Annotated in this window: 20 protein-coding genes; 14 read left to right on the top strand and 6 right to left on the bottom strand. The window is 52.3% G+C overall.

Translation table 11 applies throughout. The features are described from left to right. Positions 1 to 43 precede the first annotated feature (43 nt). The gene (locus OH31_RS01475; protein ID WP_242402161.1) at positions 44 to 1,120 is read right to left on the bottom strand and encodes an alpha/beta hydrolase; all 1,077 of its coding nucleotides are present in this window, start codon (positions 1,118 to 1,120) and stop codon (positions 44 to 46) included. 296 nt (positions 1,121 to 1,416) lie between these two features. Between OH31_RS01475 and OH31_RS01470 the strand changes: the two genes are divergently transcribed. The 12 genes from OH31_RS01470 to OH31_RS01415 all read left to right on the top strand — a co-directional run bounded on the left by OH31_RS01470 (position 1,417) and on the right by OH31_RS01415 (position 15,776). Then, entirely contained in the window at positions 1,417 to 4,485 is a 3,069-nt protein-coding gene (locus OH31_RS01470; RefSeq protein ID WP_024929349.1) for an ExeM/NucH family extracellular endonuclease, read from the top strand. A gap of 69 nt (positions 4,486 to 4,554) precedes the next feature. Next, on the top strand, positions 4,555 to 5,322 hold the full coding sequence (locus OH31_RS01465; RefSeq protein ID WP_024929348.1) for a PEP-CTERM sorting domain-containing protein: 768 nt from the start codon (positions 4,555 to 4,557) through the stop codon (positions 5,320 to 5,322). 51 nt (positions 5,323 to 5,373) lie between these two features. Then, complete coding sequence (locus OH31_RS01460; RefSeq protein ID WP_024929347.1) at positions 5,374 to 7,671, top strand: 5'-nucleotidase C-terminal domain-containing protein; 2,298 nt, start codon at positions 5,374 to 5,376, stop codon at positions 7,669 to 7,671. A 34-nt stretch (positions 7,672 to 7,705) separates the two neighbouring features. Further along, positions 7,706 to 8,218 (top strand): PEP-CTERM sorting domain-containing protein, encoded by a 513-nt coding sequence (locus OH31_RS01455; protein WP_242402160.1) that lies wholly within the window; start codon positions 7,706 to 7,708, stop codon positions 8,216 to 8,218. A 163-nt stretch (positions 8,219 to 8,381) separates the two neighbouring features. Beyond that, positions 8,382 to 10,058 carry a DUF2341 domain-containing protein gene (locus OH31_RS01450; RefSeq protein WP_024929345.1) on the top strand — a complete coding sequence of 559 codons (1,677 nt, stop codon included), beginning with the start codon at positions 8,382 to 8,384 and terminating at the stop codon, positions 10,056 to 10,058. 9 nt (positions 10,059 to 10,067) lie between these two features. After that, positions 10,068 to 10,478, top strand: coding sequence for a biopolymer transporter ExbD (locus OH31_RS01445; RefSeq protein WP_019883051.1), 411 nt, complete (start codon positions 10,068 to 10,070; stop codon positions 10,476 to 10,478). A 3-nt stretch (positions 10,479 to 10,481) separates the two neighbouring features. Continuing rightward, positions 10,482 to 10,886, top strand: coding sequence for a biopolymer transporter ExbD (locus OH31_RS01440; RefSeq protein WP_024929344.1), 405 nt, complete (start codon positions 10,482 to 10,484; stop codon positions 10,884 to 10,886). Between the two features lie 2 nt (positions 10,887 to 10,888). Continuing rightward, the gene (locus OH31_RS01435) at positions 10,889 to 11,590 is read left to right on the top strand and encodes a TonB C-terminal domain-containing protein (protein WP_024929343.1); all 702 of its coding nucleotides are present in this window, start codon (positions 10,889 to 10,891) and stop codon (positions 11,588 to 11,590) included. Positions 11,591 to 11,643: 53 nt separating this feature from the next. Beyond that, complete coding sequence (locus OH31_RS01430; protein WP_036298488.1) at positions 11,644 to 13,251, top strand: putative porin; 1,608 nt, start codon at positions 11,644 to 11,646, stop codon at positions 13,249 to 13,251. A gap of 8 nt (positions 13,252 to 13,259) precedes the next feature. Then, complete coding sequence (locus OH31_RS01425) at positions 13,260 to 13,931, top strand: hypothetical protein (protein WP_024929341.1); 672 nt, start codon at positions 13,260 to 13,262, stop codon at positions 13,929 to 13,931. A 46-nt stretch (positions 13,932 to 13,977) separates the two neighbouring features. After that, positions 13,978 to 14,664: a CAAX prenyl protease-related protein gene (locus OH31_RS01420; RefSeq protein WP_024929340.1), complete on the top strand. Its 687-nt coding sequence runs from the start codon at positions 13,978 to 13,980 to the stop codon at positions 14,662 to 14,664. A gap of 128 nt (positions 14,665 to 14,792) precedes the next feature. Beyond that, on the top strand, positions 14,793 to 15,776 hold the full coding sequence (locus tag OH31_RS01415; protein ID WP_242402159.1) for an EpsD family peptidyl-prolyl cis-trans isomerase: 984 nt from the start codon (positions 14,793 to 14,795) through the stop codon (positions 15,774 to 15,776). Between the two features lie 95 nt (positions 15,777 to 15,871). Here the strand turns inward: OH31_RS01415 and OH31_RS01410 are convergent, their stop codons facing one another. From OH31_RS01410 to OH31_RS01390, 5 genes are read right to left on the bottom strand one after another with little or no spacing between them, the layout of a single operon-like run. Then, a complete protein-coding gene (locus OH31_RS01410; RefSeq protein ID WP_024929338.1) occupies positions 15,872 to 17,296 on the bottom strand; it encodes a GldG family protein in 1,425 nt (474 codons plus the stop codon). Beyond that, positions 17,274 to 18,020: an ABC transporter permease gene (locus tag OH31_RS01405; RefSeq protein WP_024929337.1), complete on the bottom strand. Its 747-nt coding sequence runs from the start codon at positions 18,018 to 18,020 to the stop codon at positions 17,274 to 17,276. The genes OH31_RS01410 and OH31_RS01405 overlap by 23 nt, the downstream gene beginning before the upstream one ends. A 14-nt stretch (positions 18,021 to 18,034) precedes the next feature. Continuing rightward, positions 18,035 to 18,667, bottom strand: coding sequence for a response regulator transcription factor (locus tag OH31_RS01400; RefSeq protein WP_019915176.1), 633 nt, complete (start codon positions 18,665 to 18,667; stop codon positions 18,035 to 18,037). A gap of 15 nt (positions 18,668 to 18,682) precedes the next feature. Then, the gene (locus OH31_RS01395) at positions 18,683 to 19,036 is read right to left on the bottom strand and encodes a hypothetical protein (protein ID WP_019883040.1); all 354 of its coding nucleotides are present in this window, start codon (positions 19,034 to 19,036) and stop codon (positions 18,683 to 18,685) included. Then, a complete protein-coding gene (locus OH31_RS01390; protein ID WP_024929336.1) occupies positions 19,023 to 20,390 on the bottom strand; it encodes a histidine kinase in 1,368 nt (455 codons plus the stop codon). Before OH31_RS01390 ends, OH31_RS01395 begins: the two co-directional genes overlap by 14 nt. Positions 20,391 to 20,689: 299 nt before the next feature. On the opposite strand from OH31_RS01390, the gene OH31_RS01385 reads away from it, so the two are divergent. Continuing rightward, positions 20,690 to 22,486 (top strand): methanol/ethanol family PQQ-dependent dehydrogenase, encoded by a 1,797-nt coding sequence (locus OH31_RS01385; RefSeq protein ID WP_024929335.1) that lies wholly within the window; start codon positions 20,690 to 20,692, stop codon positions 22,484 to 22,486. A gap of 94 nt (positions 22,487 to 22,580) precedes the next feature. Further along, positions 22,581 to 23,423: a methanol oxidation system protein MoxJ gene (gene moxJ / locus OH31_RS01380; protein WP_024929334.1), complete on the top strand. Its 843-nt coding sequence runs from the start codon at positions 22,581 to 22,583 to the stop codon at positions 23,421 to 23,423. The last annotated feature ends 18 nt before the right edge of the window (positions 23,424 to 23,441 follow it).

Genomic DNA, 23,441 nt, shown 5'->3' with positions numbered 1-23,441 from the left:
CCTCAACGCCCACCAACCGGTGGGCGTTTTTATTTCTGTGTCATTAATGTATTTTCCCGTTGCCAGCAAAGGCCTTGCGTAACTCACCAATCGCAAACACTTGTGCTTCCCTGGCTTTGGCGACGACATCGGCCATGCCAAAAAACTCATGGGTGACGCCATCAAAATGGCGATAACTCACAGGCACACCATCTTGTTGTAGCCGTTCGGCAAATGCGCGTCCCTCCGCATATAAAGGATCGATTTCCGCCGTGATGAGGGTGGTGGGTGGGAGTGCTTTGAGGGATGTTGCCTTGTCTGGTAACGCATAAGCGCTATCAGCCTCTGTGGCTTGGCTGTCGTGTTGAAAAAACCACTGCATCATGGCGGCATTCAGCGGTTTGGCATGGGCATTGTCCGTATAGGACGCATTCTGCGTATCGTTATTGACCAGCGGATAAATCAGTAATTGATGGATCGGCAGGGGTACATCCTTGTCGCGCGCCATCAGTGACGTCACCACGGCAAGATTGCCGCCAGCACTTTCCCCGGCGACGGCGATGCGCTGGTGGTCGCCATTCAATTCTCCTGCATGCTGTCGCAGCCATTGGTAGGCTGCGAATGCCTCATTGGGCTGGGTCGGGAATGGGTGCTCGGGTGCCAGGTGATAATCGACCGCGACCACGATGGCGCGTACACCTTGTGCGAGCGCAAGAATCGACGCTTCATAAGTTTTGCTGTCGGCAAGCACAAAACCACCGCCGTGAAAGTAGAGGATGACCGGAAACGGTCCTTCGCCTGCCGGGGTATAGACATGGGCAGGAATGTTATCTAGCGGTCCGCCGGGCAGGCTGATTTCTTTGCTGGATACCTGTGCGGTGGCTGGGAATTGACCTCGTTCTTGCAACACGCGCTTGACGGCATCTGCCGGTGTCGGTTGCTCGCGTGCTTCAGCAGGCGACAGGGTTTCAATCGGTTTGCCACCCAGCGCGGTCAATGCATCCAGTACCAATTGCATGTCCGGGTCGGCTTGGGGTGGTTCAGGGAGAGGGGGCATCATTTCCGCCAAAGGAGCTGCACCTTCAATGCTTGGCACGAGGGCGACGACCTTGTCGAGTAAAGATTCATGTGTGTTTGCCATTGGCGTCCTTTCTTGCATACATGGTTCGAAAGCTCACACTGTAAGCGGCTCACTTTTTTGTCGGTATCAGGTATTGCGCAATCTCATGTAGGACAAGCCATCCGGCACGCTTTTGGTGCATGTGACTAGTAGGCAGGGCTGGTCATTGACCAAAAACTGTACCAATTGCCGCTGATTTAAGGTGGTTTTCTAGTCCGACCTGCCTAGCGTGTTGGTATGAAACTTAACATTGACAGCAATATAGATTGCTAAAGTATTCAGGATTTTATCGAGTCATAAAAACTTCGGAGTCCTGAATGAAATTTAAAAAAATGCATTGGGCGCTAGCCTGGCTAGGCCTGTCTTCCCTGAGTCTTCCTGTATATGCCGAGGTGGTCATTAGCCAGATTTATGGCGGCCAGGGCAGTATCTATAACCAGGACTTTGTTGAATTATTCAATGCTGGTGCAGCCGCGGTGAATATCAATGGCTGGTCCGTGCAGTATGCCAGCGCGACTGGCAACGGTAATTTTTCTGCCAACGGTGTGACTGCGCTGTCTGGCGTGTTACAGCCTGGTCAATATTACCTGGTGGGCTTGCGCAGTGCGGCCAATGGCCTGGCATTACCTACGCCTGATGTGGGCAATAATGCTACCGACATGAGTGGCACGAATGGCAAAGTCGTGCTGGTGAATAGCAGCACTGGCCTGGCCTGTAACGGTGGTTCTGTGGTGTGTAGCCCGGCTCAGCTGGCACAGATTGTGGACCTGGTCGGCTACGGCACGGCCAATTTCTTTGAAGGGGCTGTTGCTTCGGCAATCAACAGCAGCACCGCTTTGTTACGCAAAAATAATGGCTGCCAGGATACCAATCAGAACGGCAGCGATTTTGTGACAGGGGCACCTGCGCCACGTAACAGCAGCAGTGCGGTGAACGTGTGTGGCGGTGGTACGGGCACCAATCAGCCGATTGTGACTTCTTGCCCGGCAGTGGCTTTGCAAGTGGGCGAAGCGGGCTCGGTATTGCTGCAAGCGTCTGATGCTGACAGCGTCGTCAATGCGGCAATCTTGTCAGCCTCTGCGCCAGCCGGCGTCACATTAAGCAACTTTGTCGCCGCGGGCAGTGATGGTCAGTCTGCCAGTGCGAGCTTGCAACTGGATGGCAGCCTGCCAGCGGGTAACTATGCTGTTGACGTGCAGTTTGCCAACAACGAAGCGCAAACGGCCACTTGCAGCGTGAGCATCAATGTACAAAGCAGCAGCATTACCCGTATTTTCCAGATTCAGGGCAGCGCCTTAGGCGTGGACTCAGTGAGTCCGCTCAATGGGCAGACCGTGACCACTGAAGGTGTCGTGACAGCCCTGTTCCCAGGTTTGAATGGTTTTTACATGCAAGATGCCAGCGGCGATGGCAATCCACAGACTTCTGACGGTATTTTTGTTTACCTGGGTTCGGGCGTGACACCGACTGTGAGCAAAGGCCAGAAAGTCCGCATGACCGCCAGCGTGACAGAATTCAACACCATCACCGAGCTGATCAATATCAGCGGCTTGCAAGTGTTGAGCAGCAACAATCTGATTCTGCCAACAGACATCACATTGCCGGAAGTGACCGAAGGCGATCTGGAGGCCTATGAGGGCATGCTGGTGCGCATCACCACGCCAATGACAGCTTCACAGAATTACTTTCAGGGACGTTATGGCCAGGTGACCTTGTCTGCAGATGGCCGCATGATCAAGCCTAGCAATATTTATCCGGCCAACTCTGCGGCTGCCGCACAATTGGCAGATGAAAACGCACGCCGCCGCCTGGTGCTGGATGATGGCAGCAGTGTACAAAACCCCAACCCGATCCCGTTTATCGGCGAAGACGATACCTTGCGCGCTGGCGACATTGTCGAGAACCTGACCGGGGTGATTGATCATGGCTTGATCACTGCATCCAATCCGGGGCCGCGTGACTACAAGTTGCATCCGACAGAAGCGGTGCAGTTTAGCCGTGAAAATGCGCGTACAGCGGCGCCTGCCAGTGTAGGCGGTAACGTCAAGGTGGCCAGCTTCAATGTACTCAATTACTTCACTACCTTCACCAACGGTGCCACGGCCAGTGGTCAAAGCGGTCAGGGATGCAGCCTGGGTAATAGCGTATCGGCCTCTAATTGCCGCGGCGCCAATAACCTGGTGGAGTTTAACCGCCAGCGTCAAAAAATTATCCGTGCCTTGACGGCGATCAATGCCGATGTCGTCGGCTTGATGGAAATCCAGAATAACGGCACAACTGCGGCACAAAACCTGGTCGATGGCCTGAATGGTGTGTTGGGTGCCAATACGTATGCCGTGATTGCTGATCCAGCCAGTGGCACCGGTACGGATGCGATCAAGGTGGCCATGATTTATAAACCGGCCAGATTGACGCCAGCAGGGGCTGCATTGTCTGATGCCAACAGCGTCAATAACCGCCCTACGCTGGCGCAAACTTTCCAGGCAGCCAACGGTGAGAGGTTCTCGGTATTGGTGAATCACCTCAAATCCAAGAGCTGCTCGGATGCTAGTGGCGCAAACCAGGATCAGGGCGATGGCCAGGGTTGCTATAACCCACAACGTCTGGCACAAGCCAATCAGCTAACTCAATTTATTCAGACCGTTAAAAACCAGGCCAACGATCCCGATGTGTTGGTGATTGGTGACCTGAATGCCTATGGTAAAGAAGACCCGGTGCTGGTGCTGGAAAACGCTGGCTTGCAGGATCAGATTGCACGCTTTAATCAGCAGGCCGGATATTCCTATGTGTTCGATGGTGAATCTGGCTATCTGGACCATGCTCTGGCCAATACCGATTTGGCCGCACAAGTCACGGGTACGGTGCACTGGCATATCAACGCAGACGAACCATTTGTGATTGATTACAACACCGAGTTCAAACCGCAAGACCTCTATAGCGACAGCCCTTACCGTTCTTCTGACCACGACCCGGTCATTGTGGGCTTGCAACTGGTGAAATCTGTGCAGGGTAGCGCGCAGCGTGACACGCTGGTAGGCACACCAGGTGACGATGTCATCACGGGTGGCGTGGGTGCGGACACTATCACAGGCCTCGCCGGACGCGACACCTTTGTCTATCAAAGCATGCGTGATGCGACTGACACCATCACCGACTTTACGCCAGGTGAAGATCAATTGCAGATCAGCGAATTGCTGCAAAGCATAGGCTATACCGGTAGCCAGCCATTTACTGATGGCGTGGCGCGCTGGGTGAGCGTGGCAGGTGGTGTGCAATTGCAAATCGACACCGACGGCACTGCCGGTGCGGCGACTGCCAAACCGCTGGTGACCTTGAAAGGATTAGCCGTGAACCAGCTGGACGCACAAAGGGATGTGCGCTGGTAGTTAAATCATCAATAAAACCCTAATCAATCAATACCTTGTTTTTTAAATATCTAGTGAGAGGATAGTTTTATGAAAAAAATCAGTTTAATCGCAGCTTTGTTGCTGTCCAGCCAAGCAAACGCGGCCCTGAATGCCGGTGACATCATGTTCACCGCCTTCAACGCCGATGAAGATGGTCTGTCTTTCGTGACTTTTGTCGATATCGCCGCCAATACCACCATCTACTTCAGCGATAACGAGTGGACAGGCAGTGCTTTCAATACAGGTGAAAGCTACAACCAGTGGGTATCCAGTGACGTTGTGAGTGCAGGGTCTGTGGTGCGTTTCTCCGCTTACGACAAAGCCACCCTGTCTGCCTCTACCGGCGTGTTGTCCCGTGTCACTGTCAGCGGCAGCAGCAACTGGGGGATTTCCAATTCTGGCGAAACTGTTTACGCCTACCTGGGTACTGGCGCCACCACGCCAACGACTTTCCTGAGCGCGATTACTAACGGCAAATTTACAACAGATGGCTCTTTGACCAACACAGGTCTGACTGCAGGGGTGAACGCCATTGAACTGACTGCCAAAGCCGGTGCTTCCAGCGAGCCAGACTACGCTGAATACAACGGTGTGCGTGACGGCTTGAGCAACTTTGCTGATTACAAAGCGCAAGTGGCTAATGTCAACAACTGGAACGTAGACACCGTGAATAACAGTGCTTCTGCAGCGTTGATCCCTAACACCACGGCTTTTACTGTCGCAGCGGTGACACCGGTGCCAGAAGCTGACAGCGTAGGCATGTTGCTGGCTGGCCTGGGTGTATTGGCCCTGGTACGTCGTCGTCAATCACGTTAATACTTGAATGAGTGCATGCCGTGATGCGTCACGGCATGTATGGAGAGAGCAATGTTTAAACTGAAACAATTAACGGCTTGCGTGGCGTTGGCATTGACTGCCAGTGCTGCCTGGGCCGAGGGTGTGACTGTGTTACACGTGGGTGACCAGGAAAGCTGGTTGCTGTCTGCGCAAGGCAATTTGCGCGATAACGCTGGTCAGGCGATTTCTTTTTACGGCGGTATCGACCGCCTGGCGTCTGTGATTAAAAATGCAGAAACCGCGGCGACCAGCCAGGGCCGCACTGTGCTGAAGTTGAATGCTGGTGATGCATTCTTGCCAGGCCCGCGTTTCACCGCCAGCCTGAACAATCTAGCCAATAGCTACACCGATGGCGGCCAGGATTTTTACGATGCGATTGCCTTGCGCCAAATCGGTTTTGACGCCATGGTGTTCGGTAATCACGAGTTCGACCTGGGCCCGCAAGTGGCTGCACGTTTTGCCAAAGTATCCGGCAGCACTTACCTTTCCAGCAACCTGAACTTTAATGCCACCGCCGAATTCAGCGCCTTAAAAGCCAGCGGTAAGGTTGCCCCTTCCAAAGTGATCACGACCGCCGCCGGTCATAAAATCGGTCTGGTGGGTGCAACGACACCTTTGTTGCCGAATATCTCCTCGCCGGGTGCCGTGAATGTGATTGGTTACGATGCGGGTAATACTGAAGCGCAAAACCTGCAAGCATTGATCCCGCTGATTCAGGCAGAAGTGAACCGTCTGCGCAGCGAACAAGGCGTGACGACCGTTATCCTGATGAGCCATTTGCAAAATGCCGCGAATGAAATCGGTGTGGTGATCCCAGCCCTCACCGGCGTGGATCTGGTGTTGTCCGGTGGTGGTCATGAGTTGATGGTGGACCCTGATGATGCCCTGATCAATGGTGGCGTGGCAGCGACTTATACGTCACATCCAGTGAATGCCGTCGATGCACATGGCCGTACCGTGCCGGTACTCACCAGTCATTTCGGTAACCGTTATGTCGGCCAGGTCAATTTCACCATTGATGATGCCCATGGTACTTTTGTTGGCATTGAGTCGAGCAAAATGATGCGCGTGACTGGTGCAACGGCCGATGCTGACCGTGTAAGTGGCGATGCGACGATCCAGGCGCAAGTGGTGACGCCTGTGCTGAACTATATTTCTGCATTGAACGCACAAATCATCGGTACCACTGCGGTGAAGTTGAACGGCCCGACTCACACTACGTGTGCTGCATTGCCTTGTACCTTTGTGGCAGGCGTACGTAATGCTGAAACCGGCCTGGGTAACCTGGTGGCCGACGCCATGCGTTTTGCCGGTAAAACTGAAGTAGCGATCCAGAATGGCGGCGGTATTCGTACCAATATCGCCACGGTCGGGAACGTTTCTATCGGTGATACCTTCAATGTACTGCCATTCACCAACCTGGTGAAACGTGCGCCAGCCGTCAATGCCACGCAACTGAAAGATTTGCTGGAACATGGTTATGGCGACACCAGCCCGACTGGTCGTGCCAATGGCCGTTACCCACAAATCTCCGGCATGCAAGTAGTGTATGACAGTCGCAACACCGCCAGAACCACCCAGGGCACGGGCAACCGTATTCAACGCGTGGTGCTGGATGATGGCACTGTGCTGATTGATGGTGGCGTGGTGGTCAATAACAGCCGCGCATTCTCTTTCACCACGATTGACTTTACTGCTGCAGGCGGCGATGGCTTCCCATTCGCAGCCAATGCCGTGGTATTTGAAGATAGCCCGTTCACCATTACCTACCAGGAAGCCCTGGCCAACTATATCCAGTCACCTAAAGCCGAAGGTGGCCTGGGTCGTCTGAGCAATGCCGATGGCGATGAAATCACCGGCAACTTGTACGGCCTGGAAAACCAGTATGACAAAGGCGGTCGCCTGATTGACCTGGCCATTGCAACGACCACGCCTGGCGTGACACGCAACGGCACTGCCAGCCGCGACGTACTGGTAGGTACTGCCGGTGATGACATCATCAACGGTGGCCTGGGTGTGGATACGCTGACCGGTGGTGCTGGCAATGATGTGTTTGTGTACAGCAGCATGCGCGACGCTGGTGACACCATCACTGATTTCACGCCTTATGCCGACAAGTTACAACTGACGGCTTTGCTGTCTTCACTGGGGATTTCTGCCAATACAGCACTCACTGGCGGTTACCTGAACTTAGTTGATGTAACGGGTGGCGTACAGGTGATGGTCGATACTGACGGTGCCGCAGGCCCGGCAGCCGCCAAATCATTAGTGACTCTCAAAGGCTTGACCGCGAAACAAGTGTCACCCGCCAGAGATTTCATACTTTAATGTTTACTAAAGGAATTTTGCAATGAATTATTTAATGAAAAAAATCACGCTGGCAGCTGTGTTGGCGATGTCTGTGAGTATGGTGATGCCAGCCCAGGCGGCCATTCAATCCCTGCAGTTTGCAGGCCAGGTCGAGTCCGGTTATTACAATGGCACCAGCTACCAGGGCCAGTTCAGCTTTGATGATGCCGGTTTGCTGGCATCAGGCACTGAGTTGCTCAACCTGAGCAGCCTGAACTTCAATTTCGGTGGCAGTCTGTTTAACCTGGGTACACCAGCATTGGCCGATGCCACTGCCGTATTCCAGGACGGCGTGTTTACTGGCCTGGAGTGGTCTGTGGACTCAAACAGCCCGGCCATTGGCTTTAGCCTGGTGGCTGGTTATGCCGATACTTCAGATGCTTTCTTTGCCTATGACACCGCGTTGGGTTTGTCCGGTACCGGTAGTCTGGCCTATGCTGCCACTGTGCCAGAACCGACACAATCCGGCATGATTCTGGCTGGTTTGGGCCTGATTGGCTTGATCGCTGCCCGCCGTCAATCTTAAGACTATCCACGTCTGCAATGCACGACAAAGCCCGGTTCGCCGGGCTTTTTTTATGCCCGAAAAAAAGGATATCAGGCAGGCATAGTCCGACTAGTCCGATCTTAATGTGTCTGCAACATTCGCTCTATAGACTTGCCACTCGAATTAACTCGTCAGCGAAGCTATGAAGAAAAAACTTGGTTTATTGCTTGGATTATTAGGGCTCAGCCTGTCCACATCCGTATTTGCCGCCTGGAATGCAGATTGGGCTGCACAACAAAAAATTACGATAGAGACCGCCAATATTAAAGAGGCCGTGAATCAGGCACCGGTACTGGTTCGCCTGCATTCTGGCAATTTTGATTTTACCGGCGCCAATGTAGATGGCGCAGACCTGCGTTTTATCGCTGCAGATGATAAAACGGAACTCAAATTCTCGTTGGAAAAGTATGACGCAGTCAATGAGCTGGCTGTGGCCTGGGTGGTGTTGCCGCAAGTGTCTGCCGCTAATAAAGACTTGGCGATCAGCTTATATACCGGTAACGAAAGTGCCAAGGCAGCCAGCGATGCGCAAGCGCTCAATGACCCGGCCCTGCTGGCGCGGTTTGCTTTTTCAGACAATGCCTTGCTCAAAGATAGCGGCCCTAGCCAGCTGGCTGCGAGTGGCAATGCAACGATGCAAAAGGCCGGTCTGATTGCCGAAAGTGCCACGCTGAACAATAGCCCGCTGACCATCACTTTGCCAACTGCACCAGTGTTGGCCAATGGCAGCACCTGGTCTGTGTGGTTAAAACCGGCCAACCTGCCGCAAACCGCTGAAATCTTTAAAAGCGGTAACGTCACATTGAAGCTGGAAGGCAGCGCTTTGGCATTGCAGGCAGGGACTGCCAGCACGCAAGCGGGCGAATTAAAGCCTGGCCAGTGGCAGCATATTGCGCTGGTGTTCCAGGGTGGCCAGGCTATTATTTATGTCAATGGCCAAGTCGCAGGCCAGGTAGCGGCCAGCGATGCACAGGCCGCAGCTGGCTTCACGCTGGGTCAGAATCTGAATGCCGAAGTGGACGAGTTGCAACTGGCTGTCACTGCACGTAGCGCGGCCTGGTTGGCACTGGTAGCGCAATCACAAGGGGCAGATGCCAGTATCGTCAAAGTCACGGCAGCCGACGCTGAAGAAGAGGGCGAGGGTGGCGAAGCCAACTACATGGGTATCCTGATTGATAGCCTGACCGTCGATGCCAAGGTGGTGATTGGCATTCTGGCGGTGATGTTCGCCATCAGCGTCTGGGTCATGATCAGCAAAGCCCGTCTGGTGGTGCGCACCGATAAAGATAATGCCTTATTCCTCAAACGCTTCCAGCAAGCGTCTGCCAAGGACTTGCTGGACTTGGACAAGACCGGCACTTATGCCAATTCCAATCTGTTTGGCTTGTATAAAGCCGGTTTGCGTGAAATTAAAAAACGTGAGCATGACGGCAAAGTACAGTTAAGCGGCGCGTCGATTGATGCCATCAAGGCTGCGGTGGATGCCGACCAGGTACGTGAAACCCAACGCCTGAACAGCATGATGGTATTACTCACCATCGCGATTTCCGGGGGGCCTTTCCTCGGCCTGCTGGGTACCGTCGTCGGTGTGATGATCACCTTTGCTGCGATTGCGGCGGCGGGTGACGTCAACGTCAACGCGATTGCGCCAGGTATTGCCGCTGCGTTGCTGGCAACGGTTGCCGGTCTGGGTGTCGCGATTCCAGCCTTGTTTGGGTACAACTACCTGGCCAGCCGCGTCAAAAACATCACCATCGCCATGCAGATTTTTGTCGATGAGTTCATTACCCGTACCGCTGAACTGTACGGTAAGGAATAAGGCCGCGAGATGTCAGAAGGCGTCAAGGAAGAGAACCAGCTCTACGATGAAATCAATATTACGCCCATGCTGGATCTGGCGTACGTATTGCTGGTGATTTTTATCATCATGACTACCGCATCCGTGCAAGGCGTCAAAGTCGACATGCCACACACCGTGAACTCGGCCGCACTGGCTAAGCCGCAAATGCGCGCGATCACGGTGACCAGTGACGGCAGTGTCTACCTGGATGCATTTCCGGTAGATATGGCGCAACTGGAGCAGCGCCTGGCTGAATATAAAAGCAGCAACCCTGAATTGCCAGTAGTGCTTAAAGGCGATGCTGCGGCGCATTATGAAAAGGTGTCCGAAGTGCTGGAAATCTGTAAGCGGCTGGATATCACCGAAGTTGGCCTGGTGACGAAGAAAGTGGTGGAGTAAACCATGCAGGTACAAAACGACGCCCAACCTTACGACACCATCAATATTACGCCGATGCTGGATCTCGCCTATGTGTTACTGGTGATTTTTATCCTGATGACTACTGCTGGCGTGCAAGGCCTGACCATGAATCTGCCCAAGCCGTCTAACAAACCGAGTACCGAAAAACACGATATCAAAATCGTGCAGGTGCAGCAGGGCGGCACGCTGACGATTAATGGTGTTGGTGTGAGCATGGCCGAGCTGGAAACGCAACTCAACCAGGCTAAGTCCATGGACCCCAAATTCAACGTCATGATTAAAGGCCAGGCGCAAGCACCTTATGCCGGCGTGATTGGTGTGATTGACCTGGTCAATCGCCTGCAAATTGAAAATGTCGGCCTGGTCACCGGCAAGATCGGGACATAACCATGGCATTGCATGAAATGGATGCCGTGGCAGAAGAAACACCAGTGCCTACCGCGCGTTTATGGACAACACGCATCGTGATTGCATTGCTGGTGCTGGCTGTGTTGGCGGGCGCTGCTTATGGCATCAAAAAATTATTTTCAGGTGGCGCTACGCATAAAAAGCAAATCACTACAGTGAAGTTGTTGCCGGATACGCCGCCCCCTCCACCGCCACCACCGCCAAAAGAGCCCCCCAAGGAAACGCCGAAAGAGCAGCCTAAGGAAATCAAGGCGCCTGAGCCTAAACCGGCAGAAGCCCCGCCTGCTGAAAATCTGAAAATGGAAGGGGCGGCTGGCGATGGCCCTAGCCCGTTCCAGGCCGGAGCGGTCAATAACGAATACAAAGGCGGTGCGGTCGCCACCATAGGCTCGGATGGCGGCGTCAAGTTCCGCTGGTATGCGGGGCTGGTGAAGTCGCAGATTGAGCGTGCAATAGAACGTGACAAGAAGCTGACACAAGGGCAGTACAAAATCGTGGTCAGTGTCTGGTTAAAACCCAACGGGCAATTTGAGAGATTGTCGGTTGAGCAGTCAGATTCCACGCCTGAAATCGAACAAGGGATACGGGAAGCCTTAAATGACTTGCCGGCGATGCAGGAAGGTCCACCTGAAAATATGCCTATGCCTATCCGCTTGCGGATCACGGCAAAGAAAATGGGCTAATTCATTAATACACATCATCAATGTGACAAACTATAAATACTGTGAGTGAGGATATGCAGACTCTCAAACCATCATTGAAAAAAACGACGCTGGCGGTATGGCTGTTGCCGTTACTGGCTTCGGGAACGATACAGGCCGGAGAGCGCGAGTCGCTGGAACAATTGCGTGCCACGACGACCAACCTGATTGAACTGCTTGTGCAGGAAGGTGTGTTGTCCAAGCAAAAAGCCGATGCTTTATTACAACAGGCAAGTGCTGGTGCGAAACAACATAGTCAGCAAGCTGACCTGCAAGACGATGTGAAGTCTGAAGTGAACAAGGCACTGGATGAGAAAACTGTGCGTGTGCAATATATTCCGCAACACGTGAAACAGGCCATGCGCGAGGAAATTGAGCATGATGTGATGGAGAAACTCAACTACAAAGCCGGCGAGCGCCTGGGTGTGCCTGAGTGGATAGACCGGATCAGCTTCCATGGTGATATCCGTTTGCGAGGCCAGGCGGATGAGTTCCCTGGGGATAATGCCGACTTCCAGGCATTGAGTGATGACCCAACCCGCGCCATGAACCTGAATAACTCCAGTGAAGAGCGTCGTCGGTCCAGGATACGTGCGCGCCTGGCTGCGGATGTGCATATTAACGACTGGTTGACCGGTGGCTTGCAATTTGTCACTGGCCAGCAAAATACGCCAGTGACCCCAAATCAGACTGAAGGCATTGCCCAGGGTAAGTACCTGTTCACGTTGGATCGTGCTTTCTTGCAGGCGAAGCTGACGGACTGGGCGACAGTGACCGGTGGTCGTTTTGGCAATCCGTTTATGTTCACTGATATGTTGTGGGATCCTGACCTGGCGTTTGATGGTTTTGCGGCGACGTTTACGCCAAAAATCAATGAGCGTTGGTCTTCATTTACGACGGTAGGTGCTTTCCCGATTGAGGAAGTAGAGTCCTCTTCAATCAACAAGGCAAAAGACAAATGGTTATATTCAGCACAAACCGGGGTGAAATGGACTGCCGAGAATAAGTCATCGGCGAAGATTGCGGTGGCCTACCATGATTTCACCAATGTCGAAGGACGGCCTAACCCGGTGACTGGGGAAAACTATTACGATGCGACCGCCCCGATTTGGCGTCAACGTGGTAACAATACCTTTGATCTGAATGAGTTCAATGGCGGTACAACCATTATTGGCCTGGCTTCCAAATTCGAACTGGTCAATCTGATGGCGCAAGTGGATTTAATGAACTTTGACCCGGTGCATGTCACGTTGACAGGTGACTACGTACGCAATATCGGTTTTGATCAACAGGAAATCCTGAAACGAACAGGTCATCTCTATAAAAAAGAGAATGAAGGTTATAACTTCAGGATTGATGTTGGTAACAATAGTTTTATGGGCCCGTATGTGCAGAACGTGATGCCGCATGAGTGGCAAGTGTCGCTGGGGTATAAGCGCCTGGAGGCTGATGCCGTGATGGACGGCTTTACCGATTCCAACTTCAGGTTGGGCGGTACCAATGCCAAGGGCTGGTATGTATATGGTAACTATGCCATTGATAAAAACGCCTGGATCAGTGGCCGCTATATGAGTGCAGACTCCATTAGTGGGTTGCCTTTCTCGGTAGATGTGCTGTTATTAGATCTGAATGCGCGATTCTAGGAGGCATGATGAAACAGAGTCTTGTGATCATGATGAGTATCCTGCTATTAGGCATGCAGCTGAATGCTGTCGCCGCCGAAAAGCAGGATAAAGCCGCCAAGCGCGCGGCCATATTGATGCAGAAAATGAAGCAGGATCTGGAAACCGAGAAATCGGCCATGCAGACCCAGTTTGAGCAGGAGAAAAAAGGCCTGTCACAAGCACTGGGTGAGGCACAGAGTTCGCAGAAAGCACATTCGGCCAAACTGCAGGGCCAGGTCAGGCGTAACCAGCAGCTAGAGTCCGATAAGCAGAAGTTAGGTCAGGAAAAAGACGCATTGTCGGCGCAGGTGCAGCAATTGCAGGCGCAGTTGGCCGAGCAGGCGCAACGCCTGGAAACCACCGAGCAACAACTCAAGGTCGCGAAAGCCGATCTGGCTACCAATGACGGCCAACGTAAGGGTCTGGTGACCAAAGTGAGTGCCACTCACCAGCAACTGGTGGCGTGTGAAGAAAAAAATAGCCGCTTGTATAGCTACGGCCATGACCTGGTCAATTTGTACGCGGATGCCGGGGCTTATCAGCGCTTCTTGCGCGCAGAGCCATTTTTTCAGCTCAAACGGGTAGAACTGGAAAATATTGTGCAGGGTAAGCAGACGCAGCTACTGGAAAATAAAGTTGATACAATAGCAACGCCTTGACCACTTTTTAGGCGAGGCCTGTGCTTTTTGATGATCGGCTGGCGCAATGACTGCTTTACTTGATTCTTGGTTTACCCGGCATGAGCGTGCCCGTATTTACCCGTTTGCCGGGTTTATCTTATTACTGGCGGCCGAGCCATGGCTGGCAATGGCGTTGTCCTGGTTAGGCATCGGCGCAGAACCCACCTATTTGCTGCGCAGTCTATCGGCCTTGTGCCTGCTGTTATATTTCCGCCGCGATTACCTCGAACTGCGTGTGACACCCACGTTTAACCAAGCCTTAATCGCGCTGCTGGCTGGTTGGCTGGTCTTCTTACTGTGGATTGCGCCTTATCCCGCCTGGCTGGGTGGACATGGAGCGAGCCATACGGTTGCCATGCCGATGCAGAGCAGCGCCGATATTTTCTGGTTAATTTGTCGCTGGAGTGGTTCGGCATTGGTAGTGCCGGTGATTGAAGAGCTGTTCTGGCGGTCATATGTAATGCGCAGGCTGGATAGTGCCGACTTTATGTCGGTCTCTCCTGCGCGCGTGACGGCTTATGCAATTGCAGTAAGTAGCGTATTATTTGCAGTGGAACATCAGCTCTGGTTAGCCGGGCTGTTGGCAGGACTGGTATATGCCTGGTTATACCGTCGTTTCCAGGTGCTCTGGGTATCAATCCTTGCCCATGTGACCACCAATGCCGTACTCGGTGTTTGGGTGGTATACACTGGTCACTGGCAATATTGGTAACAAGAGTGTGTTAGCATGTGTTTTGAAAATTTTGACAATGACCGCTAAAGACAGGCCTGAGGGAGGCCGTAATTAGTTTGGCGAACTGTCGCAACAGAACACAAAAAATACCAAAATATTAAAGGGTGATGATGAAAAAAATCGCATTAATTGTGCCAGCACTGATGCTGGTGATGGCCGGGTGCAGTAAACATGATGACGCGGCCAAAGCCGGGTCACAAGTCGTGGCCAAAGTGAACGGCAGTGAAATTACCGTGCATCAATTGAATTTTGCCTTATCCAAACTGGGTAAGCTGGATCAGTCACAAGTCAAGGCTGCTTCTGAAAAAGTATTGCAACAAATGGTCGATCTGGAGTTGCTCAAGCAGAAGTCTGTGGACGAAAAACTGGACCGTGATCCGAATGTACTGCAAGTGCTGGAAGCGACCAAACAACAGGTGCTGGCACAGGCTTACATGCAAAAGGTAGCGGCCAAACAAGCAGCGCCGGCTGCGGATGACATCAAGAAGTTTTACGACACACATCCTGAATTATTCAGCGAGCGTAATGTGTATGTGATCCAGGAGTTTGCAGTCAAAGATGGCAATGAACATGCCAGCGACATTGAGGCCGGGATTAGCGCCGCGAAAACGGCAGATGACTTGGCCAAATGGTTAAAAGACAATAACTATGTGTTTAGTGCCAATGCCAGCCGTAAAGCGGCTGAACAACTGCCTTTGGAACTGCTGAAAAAACTGAACACCTTGAAAGCGGGCGATACGCTGGTGGTGAAAAGCCCTCAGGCCTTGGTGCTGCTATTTTTGGCCAAAGTTGACCGCCAACCGGTAGATCTGGAAAAAGCCAAACCTGTGATCCAGCAATTCCTGGTGAACTCTAATCAGCAAACGGTGATCAAGAATGAAGTGTCTGCCTTGCGCAAAGACGCTAAAGTGGAGTTCTACGGTGACTTTTCCAAATTGACCCTGGATAGTGGTGCGACGACTGCGCCGGCAGTGCCTGTGGCACCTGCTGAGGCAAAACCGGAATCAGCCGTGGCTTCGCCAGTGTCTGAGACGACTGAGCAGCCAGCACATCATAATCAAGCGATTGAAAAAGGATTGTCTGGCCTGTAATTCAGCGAGTAACCTTGCGAAAACCCCGGCTTGCCGGGGTTTTTTATTGGGTGCGAGTTGTTCCCAAATCCGCGCAAAATGGGACGGCGATGGTTTTAATGTTGCTGTTTTCTGCGCCAGCGCAACCAGCCTGCCCACAGTAACAGGGCTGGCAAGCCAAACTGAAAGCTGTTAAATAACAAGATCAGCCAGGTCTGTGTCGATGGCAGGGCAATCACGCTATCTCTTAATGGGGTGACCGGCAAACTGATGCTAGGCTGATTATTGACCACCCATTGCAGGCTTTGCATGCTGAGCGCCAGATTGCCACCACGCTGTAACTGACTGTTGCTAAAAAACTGTCGGCTGCCGATGACCAGAATACGTTGATGCTCGCCCGTGGCCCGTTCTTTTTCTAAGGCCAGCATCACCGTGGCAGGCCCCTGCATATCTGTGTCGGCATTAAACGCAGGCAGCGCTGTTGACTGCCCAGGGCGATAACTTGCGCTGACCCAGCCATGCTCTGCCGCTGCAACTAGTGGTAGCGTACGCCATGTATCATTTGGCTGGCGCATGCGCTGGATGGCATGTACCTCCTCAAAAAAGGTGCGCAGGGCAAACTCCTGGGTCGGGCCTTGTGCGGCATAGCGCTGTGTACTCAAGGCATGCAACGGAATATCGAACTGGCGATTGGCCGGGTCGATGACCATGCCGGGGCTGATATCGAGGCTTAACCCTTCAGCCAGCGCTTGCAGGCCTTGTGTGTGTGCTGAGTCGACCAGCCAGACCAGGTTACCACCCTGGGTAAGATGGGCTTTGATGGCGGCTGCCTGGGCGGGTGTATAAGCCTGTGTGGCGCCTGCCAGCACCAGGGTGGGTAATGGTTTGCTTTTACTCGCGACATAAGTCAGCGATGTGCTCGCCATTACCTGTAAACCGGCTGCTTGTATGGCTTGTGCTAGCTGGCTGCCACCACTGGCAGAGGTGTTGTCCAGTGCGGGTTCACCCTGTCCGCTGGCAAATAATAGTGGCGCGCGTTCACCATGCTGTAGTTGTAGCAATACATTGGTAAACGCTTCTTCGGTGTATGGCAAATACATGCGCTTTTCTTGGCCGCGATAGCGGATGATCATTTCGCCTTCTTTTTTGATCTGCTGCTCGCGGGCCAGGGTCGGTGAGGTGGCTGGGTCAATAAATTGCACACGTAAGTCTGCATGCAGGTATTGATAACGCTGCAGCAGCGAGGTGATCGACTTTCTGAAATAACGCCCTTTGTAAGGGCTATTACTGCAAAAAGCGGTGATTTCGATGGTGCCTGGTAAATGTTGTAGCACCTGGATACTGGCTGCAGATAAGGTGTTGCGGTGATTGTGCGTCGTATCCGCCATGATATGGAACTGCCAGGCGAGCACGCCCAGTGCTAGCGTGAGCAGCAGCAAGGCAGGCACCGCCAGGCGGTGTTGCCACCAGTGTGCTGCACTCGCCAGCCAGTGTTTGATTGAGGCGTGTTGCCGGAGGTTATCCATAAAGTCGGTCAGCATGTAAGCGGCGGATAGAAAGCAGCACAAAAAACAGCGCGAACAGCACGAAAAACAATATGTCGTAGCTGTTGAGTATGCCCAATGAGAATTGGCGGTAGTGCTGCATCAGGGATAGGTCATGAAACAGCGCCTGGCGATTGTCACTAAAAAACTTGTCCAGTAGCAAACAGACGGAGAGGGCTGTCATGCTGCAAAATGCCGCCAGGATTGGATTCGCCGTCAGGCAGGACACATATAGTCCCAATGCACTGCTGGCTACCACCAGCAACCACAGTCCCAAGGCATGTGTGAGCAGGTAAGGCAGGTCAATTTCTGCCCAGGGTAACAGCATGGCAATCATGAGCACCATACTGATAATCAGTATGCTGAGGTAGGTGACGATACCCAGCAGCTTGCCTAAAATAAGCTCACTCATGCTCAACGGCGCGCTCATCAGCAAGGCCATGGTCTGGTTTTTGCGTTCTTCGCTAATCAGTTTCATCGATACCAGTGGCACCACAAACAGCATTAATATTGCGGCGACGCCAAACACACCTTCTGCCATAAACTGGGTGATGCCGATGCGCTGCACCTGCCATTGTGCACTGCGCATGATTTCAAAATACTGGTTAAAACTCAGGCTGTAATAGGTGCCGACAATGGCCTGGAAAATGGCCAGAATCAGCCAGCCCATGGGGGTGGCAAACAGGCTGCGGAGTTCTTTGCGGGCAATAATCAGAATCATGGCGAATGACCTGATTACAGGCCTTTGATAATGCCGAAGCGCACGGCGATATGCACCACCTGGCCGGTGGTTTCCACGCCCAGTTTTTGCCGCACGCTGGTCTGGATATTGGCCACTGTTTTATAGCCGATATGCATGCCTTTGGCGATGGCTGCCAGCGCCTCGCCCTGGGCGATGCGACGAAAGACTTCAAATTCGCGTGGGGATAATTTCTGGATCGGATTTTCCTGACTTTCCAGGTGATACATGGACAAACTCTGCGCTAGCTCGTTATTGATATAACGTCCGCCTTTGAGAATCTTCTGTACCGCTTCCAGAACGACTTCCGGCGGTTCTGTTTTGGTCACGTAACCGCGTGCACCCGCTTGAATGGCGCGCGTGGCGTAGATGCAGTCATCATGCATGCTGAAAATCAGCACCCGCATTTGCGGTTTGCGATGCAAAATGCGCTTCAGGGTTTCCAGGCCACCGATGCCTGGCATATCCAGGTCCAGGATCAGCAGGTCAGGGTGATTTTTCTCTACCAGCAGGCAGGCCTCTTCACCACTTAGCGCATCCGCAGAAACCTGGTGGTTTGCCTGTTCCAGCATGGTGCGCAAGCCCTGCCTGAGCATGGCATGGTCATCCGCGATCATTACTTTTGCCATGGGTCTGCGTGCGCCTTATTTTTTATTGGCAAAGGTGATGTTCACACATTTGTCGTTGGCAAAGGTGAGCTCGGCAGTATTGAAAAACTTGTTTGGCGCATATTGAATCTTGCCGCGGTAATACCACATCTCAATCTGTTCGCCAGCACCAGGGGCTGCTTGCTGTTGTTGTTGCAAAATCTGGTCTGCGTTGTGTGGTTTCACTGCCATTTCTTTTTTGACCGGTTTGCCTAGTTGCTCTTCTACAAACTGGCGCGACTGGCCACTATAGGCCTGCAAAAAAGGTTGTTCTTCTGTTTGCAGATCTTTTGCAGACAATGCCAGCGGCATCATCAGTGCAATCAGGCTTAGCCATTTAAGGGGTTGCATAGTCGTTTACTCCCGGGTTTGACAATAAGGATGCAGCAGGGCGTACCTGCTTGCTGGTGTTGAGTGGCAGCAGGCCGGTAATCAGGGTGCCAGCCTGCAAGCCGCTCATGAGTTTGAAGCTGCCTTGCAGCGACTCGATACGCTCGCGCATGCCGACCAGGCCGACGCCTTCGGTTGCCTGCGTGGTATCCATGCCTTTGCCGTTATCACGGATTTCGATTTGCAGCATGGCTTTGTCCTGGCGCTTGATGATATGGATATCTATCCACACTTCGCTGGCATGAGCGTGGCGTGCAATATTGGTCAGCGCTTCCTGCACAACGCGAAAAGCAACAATATTGGTGTCTTCGTTCAATGTCTGTTCGCTGGTATCCAGTGTGAGGTGGCAGTCGATGGACGGATTGAGTTTCTTCCAGTCATTGACCAGGCGCTCAACGGCGCCAATCAGGCCTAACGAATCAAGTGCCGGTGGCCGTAGATGCTTAATCAGCGCACGTATGGACTGCTGCACATGCTGGGTGTTGGAGGCAATCCTCACTGCAATCACATGGGCCTGATCAGGATTACTTTTTTGCAAGGTCAGTGCATCCATACGAATCGCCGTCAAATATTGACCCGTTTCGTCATGAATCTCGCTGGCGATATATTTACGCTCCTGCTCTTGCATCTGCATGGCATGGCGCGCCAGCACACGGTTTTCTTTCAAGGTGCGTTCAAGGTCAAGTTCCACCAGGCATTGCTCGGTCATGTCGACCAGGTAACCGTGAATTTGTGCCGGTTTGCGCTCTGCTGCCGGCACATAGACAAAGCGCGCGCCCACATAGCAGGGCAGACCATCTGGTCGCCGGATTTGCAGCTTGTTGAAATTGAGCTCCTGGTGGTATTGCAGTTGCGATACAAAGGTTGGCCAATCAAATGAAAACAGTACGCAGGCGTTTTTGTCATCATTCAGCGGGCGGCAGATACGGTCAAATGCACGATTGTGCATGCCGATATTGCCATCAATATCCAGCACCACATTACCGGTCAGGTCGCCATCGAACAGCGTTTTATACAGTTGCTGGCTGCTGCTTAATTGGGCTTCTGTGTGTTTTCTGCGCTGGATTTCAGCATGAATTTCCCGCATGCGGCGCTGGCTGAACCAGACGCTCAATAACACAAACACAAACAAGGTGAGCGGGACCTCGTCCAGTTGCGCATATTCATAGGTCAGTAACCAGGTGTTGACGCGCTCGGCCAGGTCGAATTCAGATGCACAGACAAACGTCAGCAGCACGCCCGTCATCACAATGAGCGTGTCCTGGCTGGCCCGGCTTAATTTGCCGAGTTTGTGTAGAGCAGTAATAACTGGCATAGATCGTTGATAAGAATGCATGACTGAGTGACCAAACGCTGTGAAGCTATATGGCGGCAGCCAACTTGCTCCCGCCTTGTGTGAATCTGCGCCACTATAGACCACATCTCAATCAACTGCCCCGTGAAAAATTCCCTTATATGACCGGTCTGCATGAATGAATTGTTGAAGCAATGATAGGGAATCATTCATCTATTGCCTTTGTTACAAATTATTAACAATTCAGGTCGTGCAGTGCGGCATTCGGGGGGATGTCGCAACACCACGTGAAACTCATTCTTGAGAGATTAGGAGATAGTATGAAAGTAACATCATCTAGCGCCATTCTTGGCGCTTTGGTCGGGGGCTTGTTTGCAAGCTTTTCTGGCCTGGCCATGGCAGATGCAGAGCTGGACAAGCAGGTTAACACACCTGGTGCCTGGCCAATCGCAACTGGTGGCTATTATAGCCAGCACAACAGCCCATTGGCTCAAATCAACAAATCCAACGTAAAAAATGTGAAAGCTGCGTGGTCATTCTCCACCGGTGTACTGAATGGTCACGAAGGTGCGCCACTGGTCATTGGTGACATGATGTACATCCACTCTGCTTTCCCAAACAATACATACGCCCTGAACCTGAACGATCCAGGCAAAATTGTTTGGCAGCACAAGCCTAAGCAAGATGCTTCAACCAAAGCAGTGATGTGCTGTGATGTGGTTGACCGCGGGTTGGCATACGGCGCTGGTCAAATCATCAAGAAACAAGCCAATGGTCATTTGCTGGCGTTGGATGCAAAAACCGGTAAAACCAACTGGGAAGTGGAAGTATGTGATCCAAAAGTGGGTTCTACACTGACACAGGCACCTTTCGTGGCTAAAGACACTATCCTGATGGGTTGTTCAGGTGCTGAGCTGGGTGTACGTGGCGCGGTTAACGCCTTCGACCTGAAAACAGGTGAGTTGAAATGGCGTGCATTCGCAACCGGTTCTGATGACTCTGTGCGTCTGGCTAAAGACTTCAACAAAGACAATCCACACTACGGTCAATTCGGCCTGGGTACAAAAACCTGGGAAGGCGATGCCTGGAAAATCGGTGGCGGTACAAACTGGGGCTGGTATGCCTATGACCCTAAATTGAACCTGTTCTACTACGGTTCAGGCAACCCGGCACCATGGAACGAAACCATGCGTCCTGGTGACAACAAGTGGACCATGACGATCTGGGGTCGCGACCTTGACACCGGTATGGCTAAATGGGGTTACCAGAAAACGCCTCACGATGAGTGGGATTTTGCTGGTGTTAACCAGATGGTGCTGACTGACCAGCCAGTCAACGGCAAAGTGACGCCGCTGCTGAGCCACATCGACCGTAACGGTATCCTGTACACACTGAACCGTGAAAACGGCAGCCTGATCGTCGCTGAAAAAGTCGACCCTGCTGTAAACGTGTTCAAGAAAGTGGACCTGAAAACCGGTACACCAGTACGTGATCCTGAGTTTGCAACGCGTATGGACCACAAAGGTACCAACATTTGTCCATCAGCGATGGGCTTCCACAACCAGGGTGTTGACTCTTACGATCCAGAAAGTCGTACCTTGTACGCTGGCCTGAACCACATTTGTATGGATTGGGAGCCGTTCATGCTGCCATACCGTGCAGGTCAGTTCTTCGTTGGTGCAACGCTGGCGATGTACCCTGGTCCTAACGGCCCAACCAAGAAAGAAATGGGTCAGATCCGTGCGTTTGACTTGACCACTGGTAAAGCAAAATGGACCAAGTGGGAGAAATTCGCAGCTTGGGGCGGTACTTTGTATACCAAAGGCGGTTTGGTTTGGTACGCAACGCTTGATGGTTACCTGAAAGCCTTGGATAACAAAGACGGTAAAGAGTTGTGGAACTTCAAGATGCCATCCGGTGGTATCGGATCTCCTATGACTTACTCCTTCAAGGGTAAACAGTACGTTGGCAGCATGTACGGTGTAGGCGGCTGGCCAGGTGTTGGTCTGGTGTTTGACCTGACAGACCCTAGCGCTGGTTTGGGTGCGGTTGGTGCGTTCAAAGAACTGCAAAACCACACACAAATGGGCGGTGGCCTGATGGTGTTTAGCCTGTAATTCATACAGTAAACCTGTTGATGTAGTGTGCAGGATGGCCGTCAGACGCAAGGATGGCCGGTCATCCTGTTCTCTCTAATGGAGAAGAGAACAAATGTTTGCTGAAGTTAAAAAGAATAGTCGTACCTGGTTGAGCGTCTGCTTGTCCTTGACCCTGAGTGTGTTTGCATTGCCCACACTCGCTGCCGAAGCACTGAATATTTGTGCCGGTAAATCCGAATTACCTTTTTCCAATGACCAGAAACAAGGCTTTGAAAATAAGATCGCTGCTGTCATTGGCAAAACACTGAATGTCCCCGTCAATTATTTCTGGTGGACCAACCCGTTAACCCTGCAAAAGGACATGGAAGAAGGCAAATGTGATGTGCTGATAGGCACTGACCCTAACGATCCGCGTGTGCTGGTCACCAAGCCTTATTACCGTTCTTCTTACGTGTTTGTCACCCGTGTAGATCGCGAAATCGACGTCACTTCCTGGGATCATCCTTACCTCAAGGAAAAGAATTTCCGTATCGGCGTCATGCCGGATAGCCCGGGTAAAAACATGTTGCTGCAGATTAACCGCTTTGATGACATGTTTGATTACTTCACCGAGATCCAGAATTTCCAGTCAACACGTAATCGCTATGTGCATGTTGAACCTTCCCGCCTGGTGAATGATGTCGCCAACATGCATCTGCATATGGCCATGCTGTGGGCGCCGGAAGCCGCGCGCTATGTACGTGCCTCTGAAGTGCCATTGAAAATGGTGATGGTGGAAGACAACGCCAAAAAAACCAACGGTGAAAAAATCCCCATGCATTACGACGTGGTCATGGGCGTGAGCAAGAAACGCCCTGAGCTGGTACAGGCCCTGAATGGCGTCATTGAAAAACACGGGACGGAAATCACCGCCATTCTCAAAGAGGAAGGTATTCCTCTGCTGAACCTTCAGTAAATCACAATCTAGATTAAT

Source organism: Methylophilus sp. OH31, from assembly GCF_000576615.1.
Classification (GTDB): domain Bacteria; phylum Pseudomonadota; class Gammaproteobacteria; order Burkholderiales; family Methylophilaceae; genus Methylophilus.
Note: the sequence above shows the minus strand (reverse complement) of the source record. Positions and strands in the feature narration are given on the sequence as shown.

What these genes read in the sequence shown, in the direction of transcription:
- OH31_RS01455 (WP_242402160.1), top strand. Translation starts at nt 7,706, where the DNA reads ATGAAAAAAATCACGCTGGCAGCTGTGTTGGCGATGTCTGTGAGTATG.
- OH31_RS01450 (WP_024929345.1), top strand. Translation starts at nt 8,382, where the DNA reads ATGAAGAAAAAACTTGGTTTATTGCTTGGATTATTAGGGCTCAGCCTG.
- OH31_RS01435 (WP_024929343.1), top strand. Translation starts at nt 10,889, where the DNA reads ATGGCATTGCATGAAATGGATGCCGTGGCAGAAGAAACACCAGTGCCT.
- OH31_RS01385 (WP_024929335.1), top strand. Translation starts at nt 20,690, where the DNA reads ATGAAAGTAACATCATCTAGCGCCATTCTTGGCGCTTTGGTCGGGGGC.
- OH31_RS01395 (WP_019883040.1), bottom strand. Translation starts at nt 19,036, where the DNA reads ATGCAACCCCTTAAATGGCTAAGCCTGATTGCACTGATGATGCCGCTG.
- OH31_RS01430 (WP_036298488.1), top strand. Translation starts at nt 11,644, where the DNA reads ATGCAGACTCTCAAACCATCATTGAAAAAAACGACGCTGGCGGTATGG.
- OH31_RS01405 (WP_024929337.1), bottom strand. Translation starts at nt 18,020, where the DNA reads ATGATTCTGATTATTGCCCGCAAAGAACTCCGCAGCCTGTTTGCCACC.
- OH31_RS01415 (WP_242402159.1), top strand. Translation starts at nt 14,793, where the DNA reads ATGATGAAAAAAATCGCATTAATTGTGCCAGCACTGATGCTGGTGATG.
- OH31_RS01410 (WP_024929338.1), bottom strand. Translation starts at nt 17,296, where the DNA reads ATGCTGACCGACTTTATGGATAACCTCCGGCAACACGCCTCAATCAAA.
- OH31_RS01425 (WP_024929341.1), top strand. Translation starts at nt 13,260, where the DNA reads ATGAAACAGAGTCTTGTGATCATGATGAGTATCCTGCTATTAGGCATG.
- OH31_RS01465 (WP_024929348.1), top strand. Translation starts at nt 4,555, where the DNA reads ATGAAAAAAATCAGTTTAATCGCAGCTTTGTTGCTGTCCAGCCAAGCA.
- OH31_RS01440 (WP_024929344.1), top strand. Translation starts at nt 10,482, where the DNA reads ATGCAGGTACAAAACGACGCCCAACCTTACGACACCATCAATATTACG.
- OH31_RS01390 (WP_024929336.1), bottom strand. Translation starts at nt 20,390, where the DNA reads ATGCCAGTTATTACTGCTCTACACAAACTCGGCAAATTAAGCCGGGCC.
- OH31_RS01400 (WP_019915176.1), bottom strand. Translation starts at nt 18,667, where the DNA reads ATGGCAAAAGTAATGATCGCGGATGACCATGCCATGCTCAGGCAGGGC.
- OH31_RS01460 (WP_024929347.1), top strand. Translation starts at nt 5,374, where the DNA reads ATGTTTAAACTGAAACAATTAACGGCTTGCGTGGCGTTGGCATTGACT.
- moxJ (WP_024929334.1), top strand. Translation starts at nt 22,581, where the DNA reads ATGTTTGCTGAAGTTAAAAAGAATAGTCGTACCTGGTTGAGCGTCTGC.
- OH31_RS01445 (WP_019883051.1), top strand. Translation starts at nt 10,068, where the DNA reads ATGTCAGAAGGCGTCAAGGAAGAGAACCAGCTCTACGATGAAATCAAT.
- OH31_RS01475 (WP_242402161.1), bottom strand. Translation starts at nt 1,120, where the DNA reads ATGGCAAACACACATGAATCTTTACTCGACAAGGTCGTCGCCCTCGTG.
- OH31_RS01420 (WP_024929340.1), top strand. Translation starts at nt 13,978, where the DNA reads ATGACTGCTTTACTTGATTCTTGGTTTACCCGGCATGAGCGTGCCCGT.
- OH31_RS01470 (WP_024929349.1), top strand. Translation starts at nt 1,417, where the DNA reads ATGAAATTTAAAAAAATGCATTGGGCGCTAGCCTGGCTAGGCCTGTCT.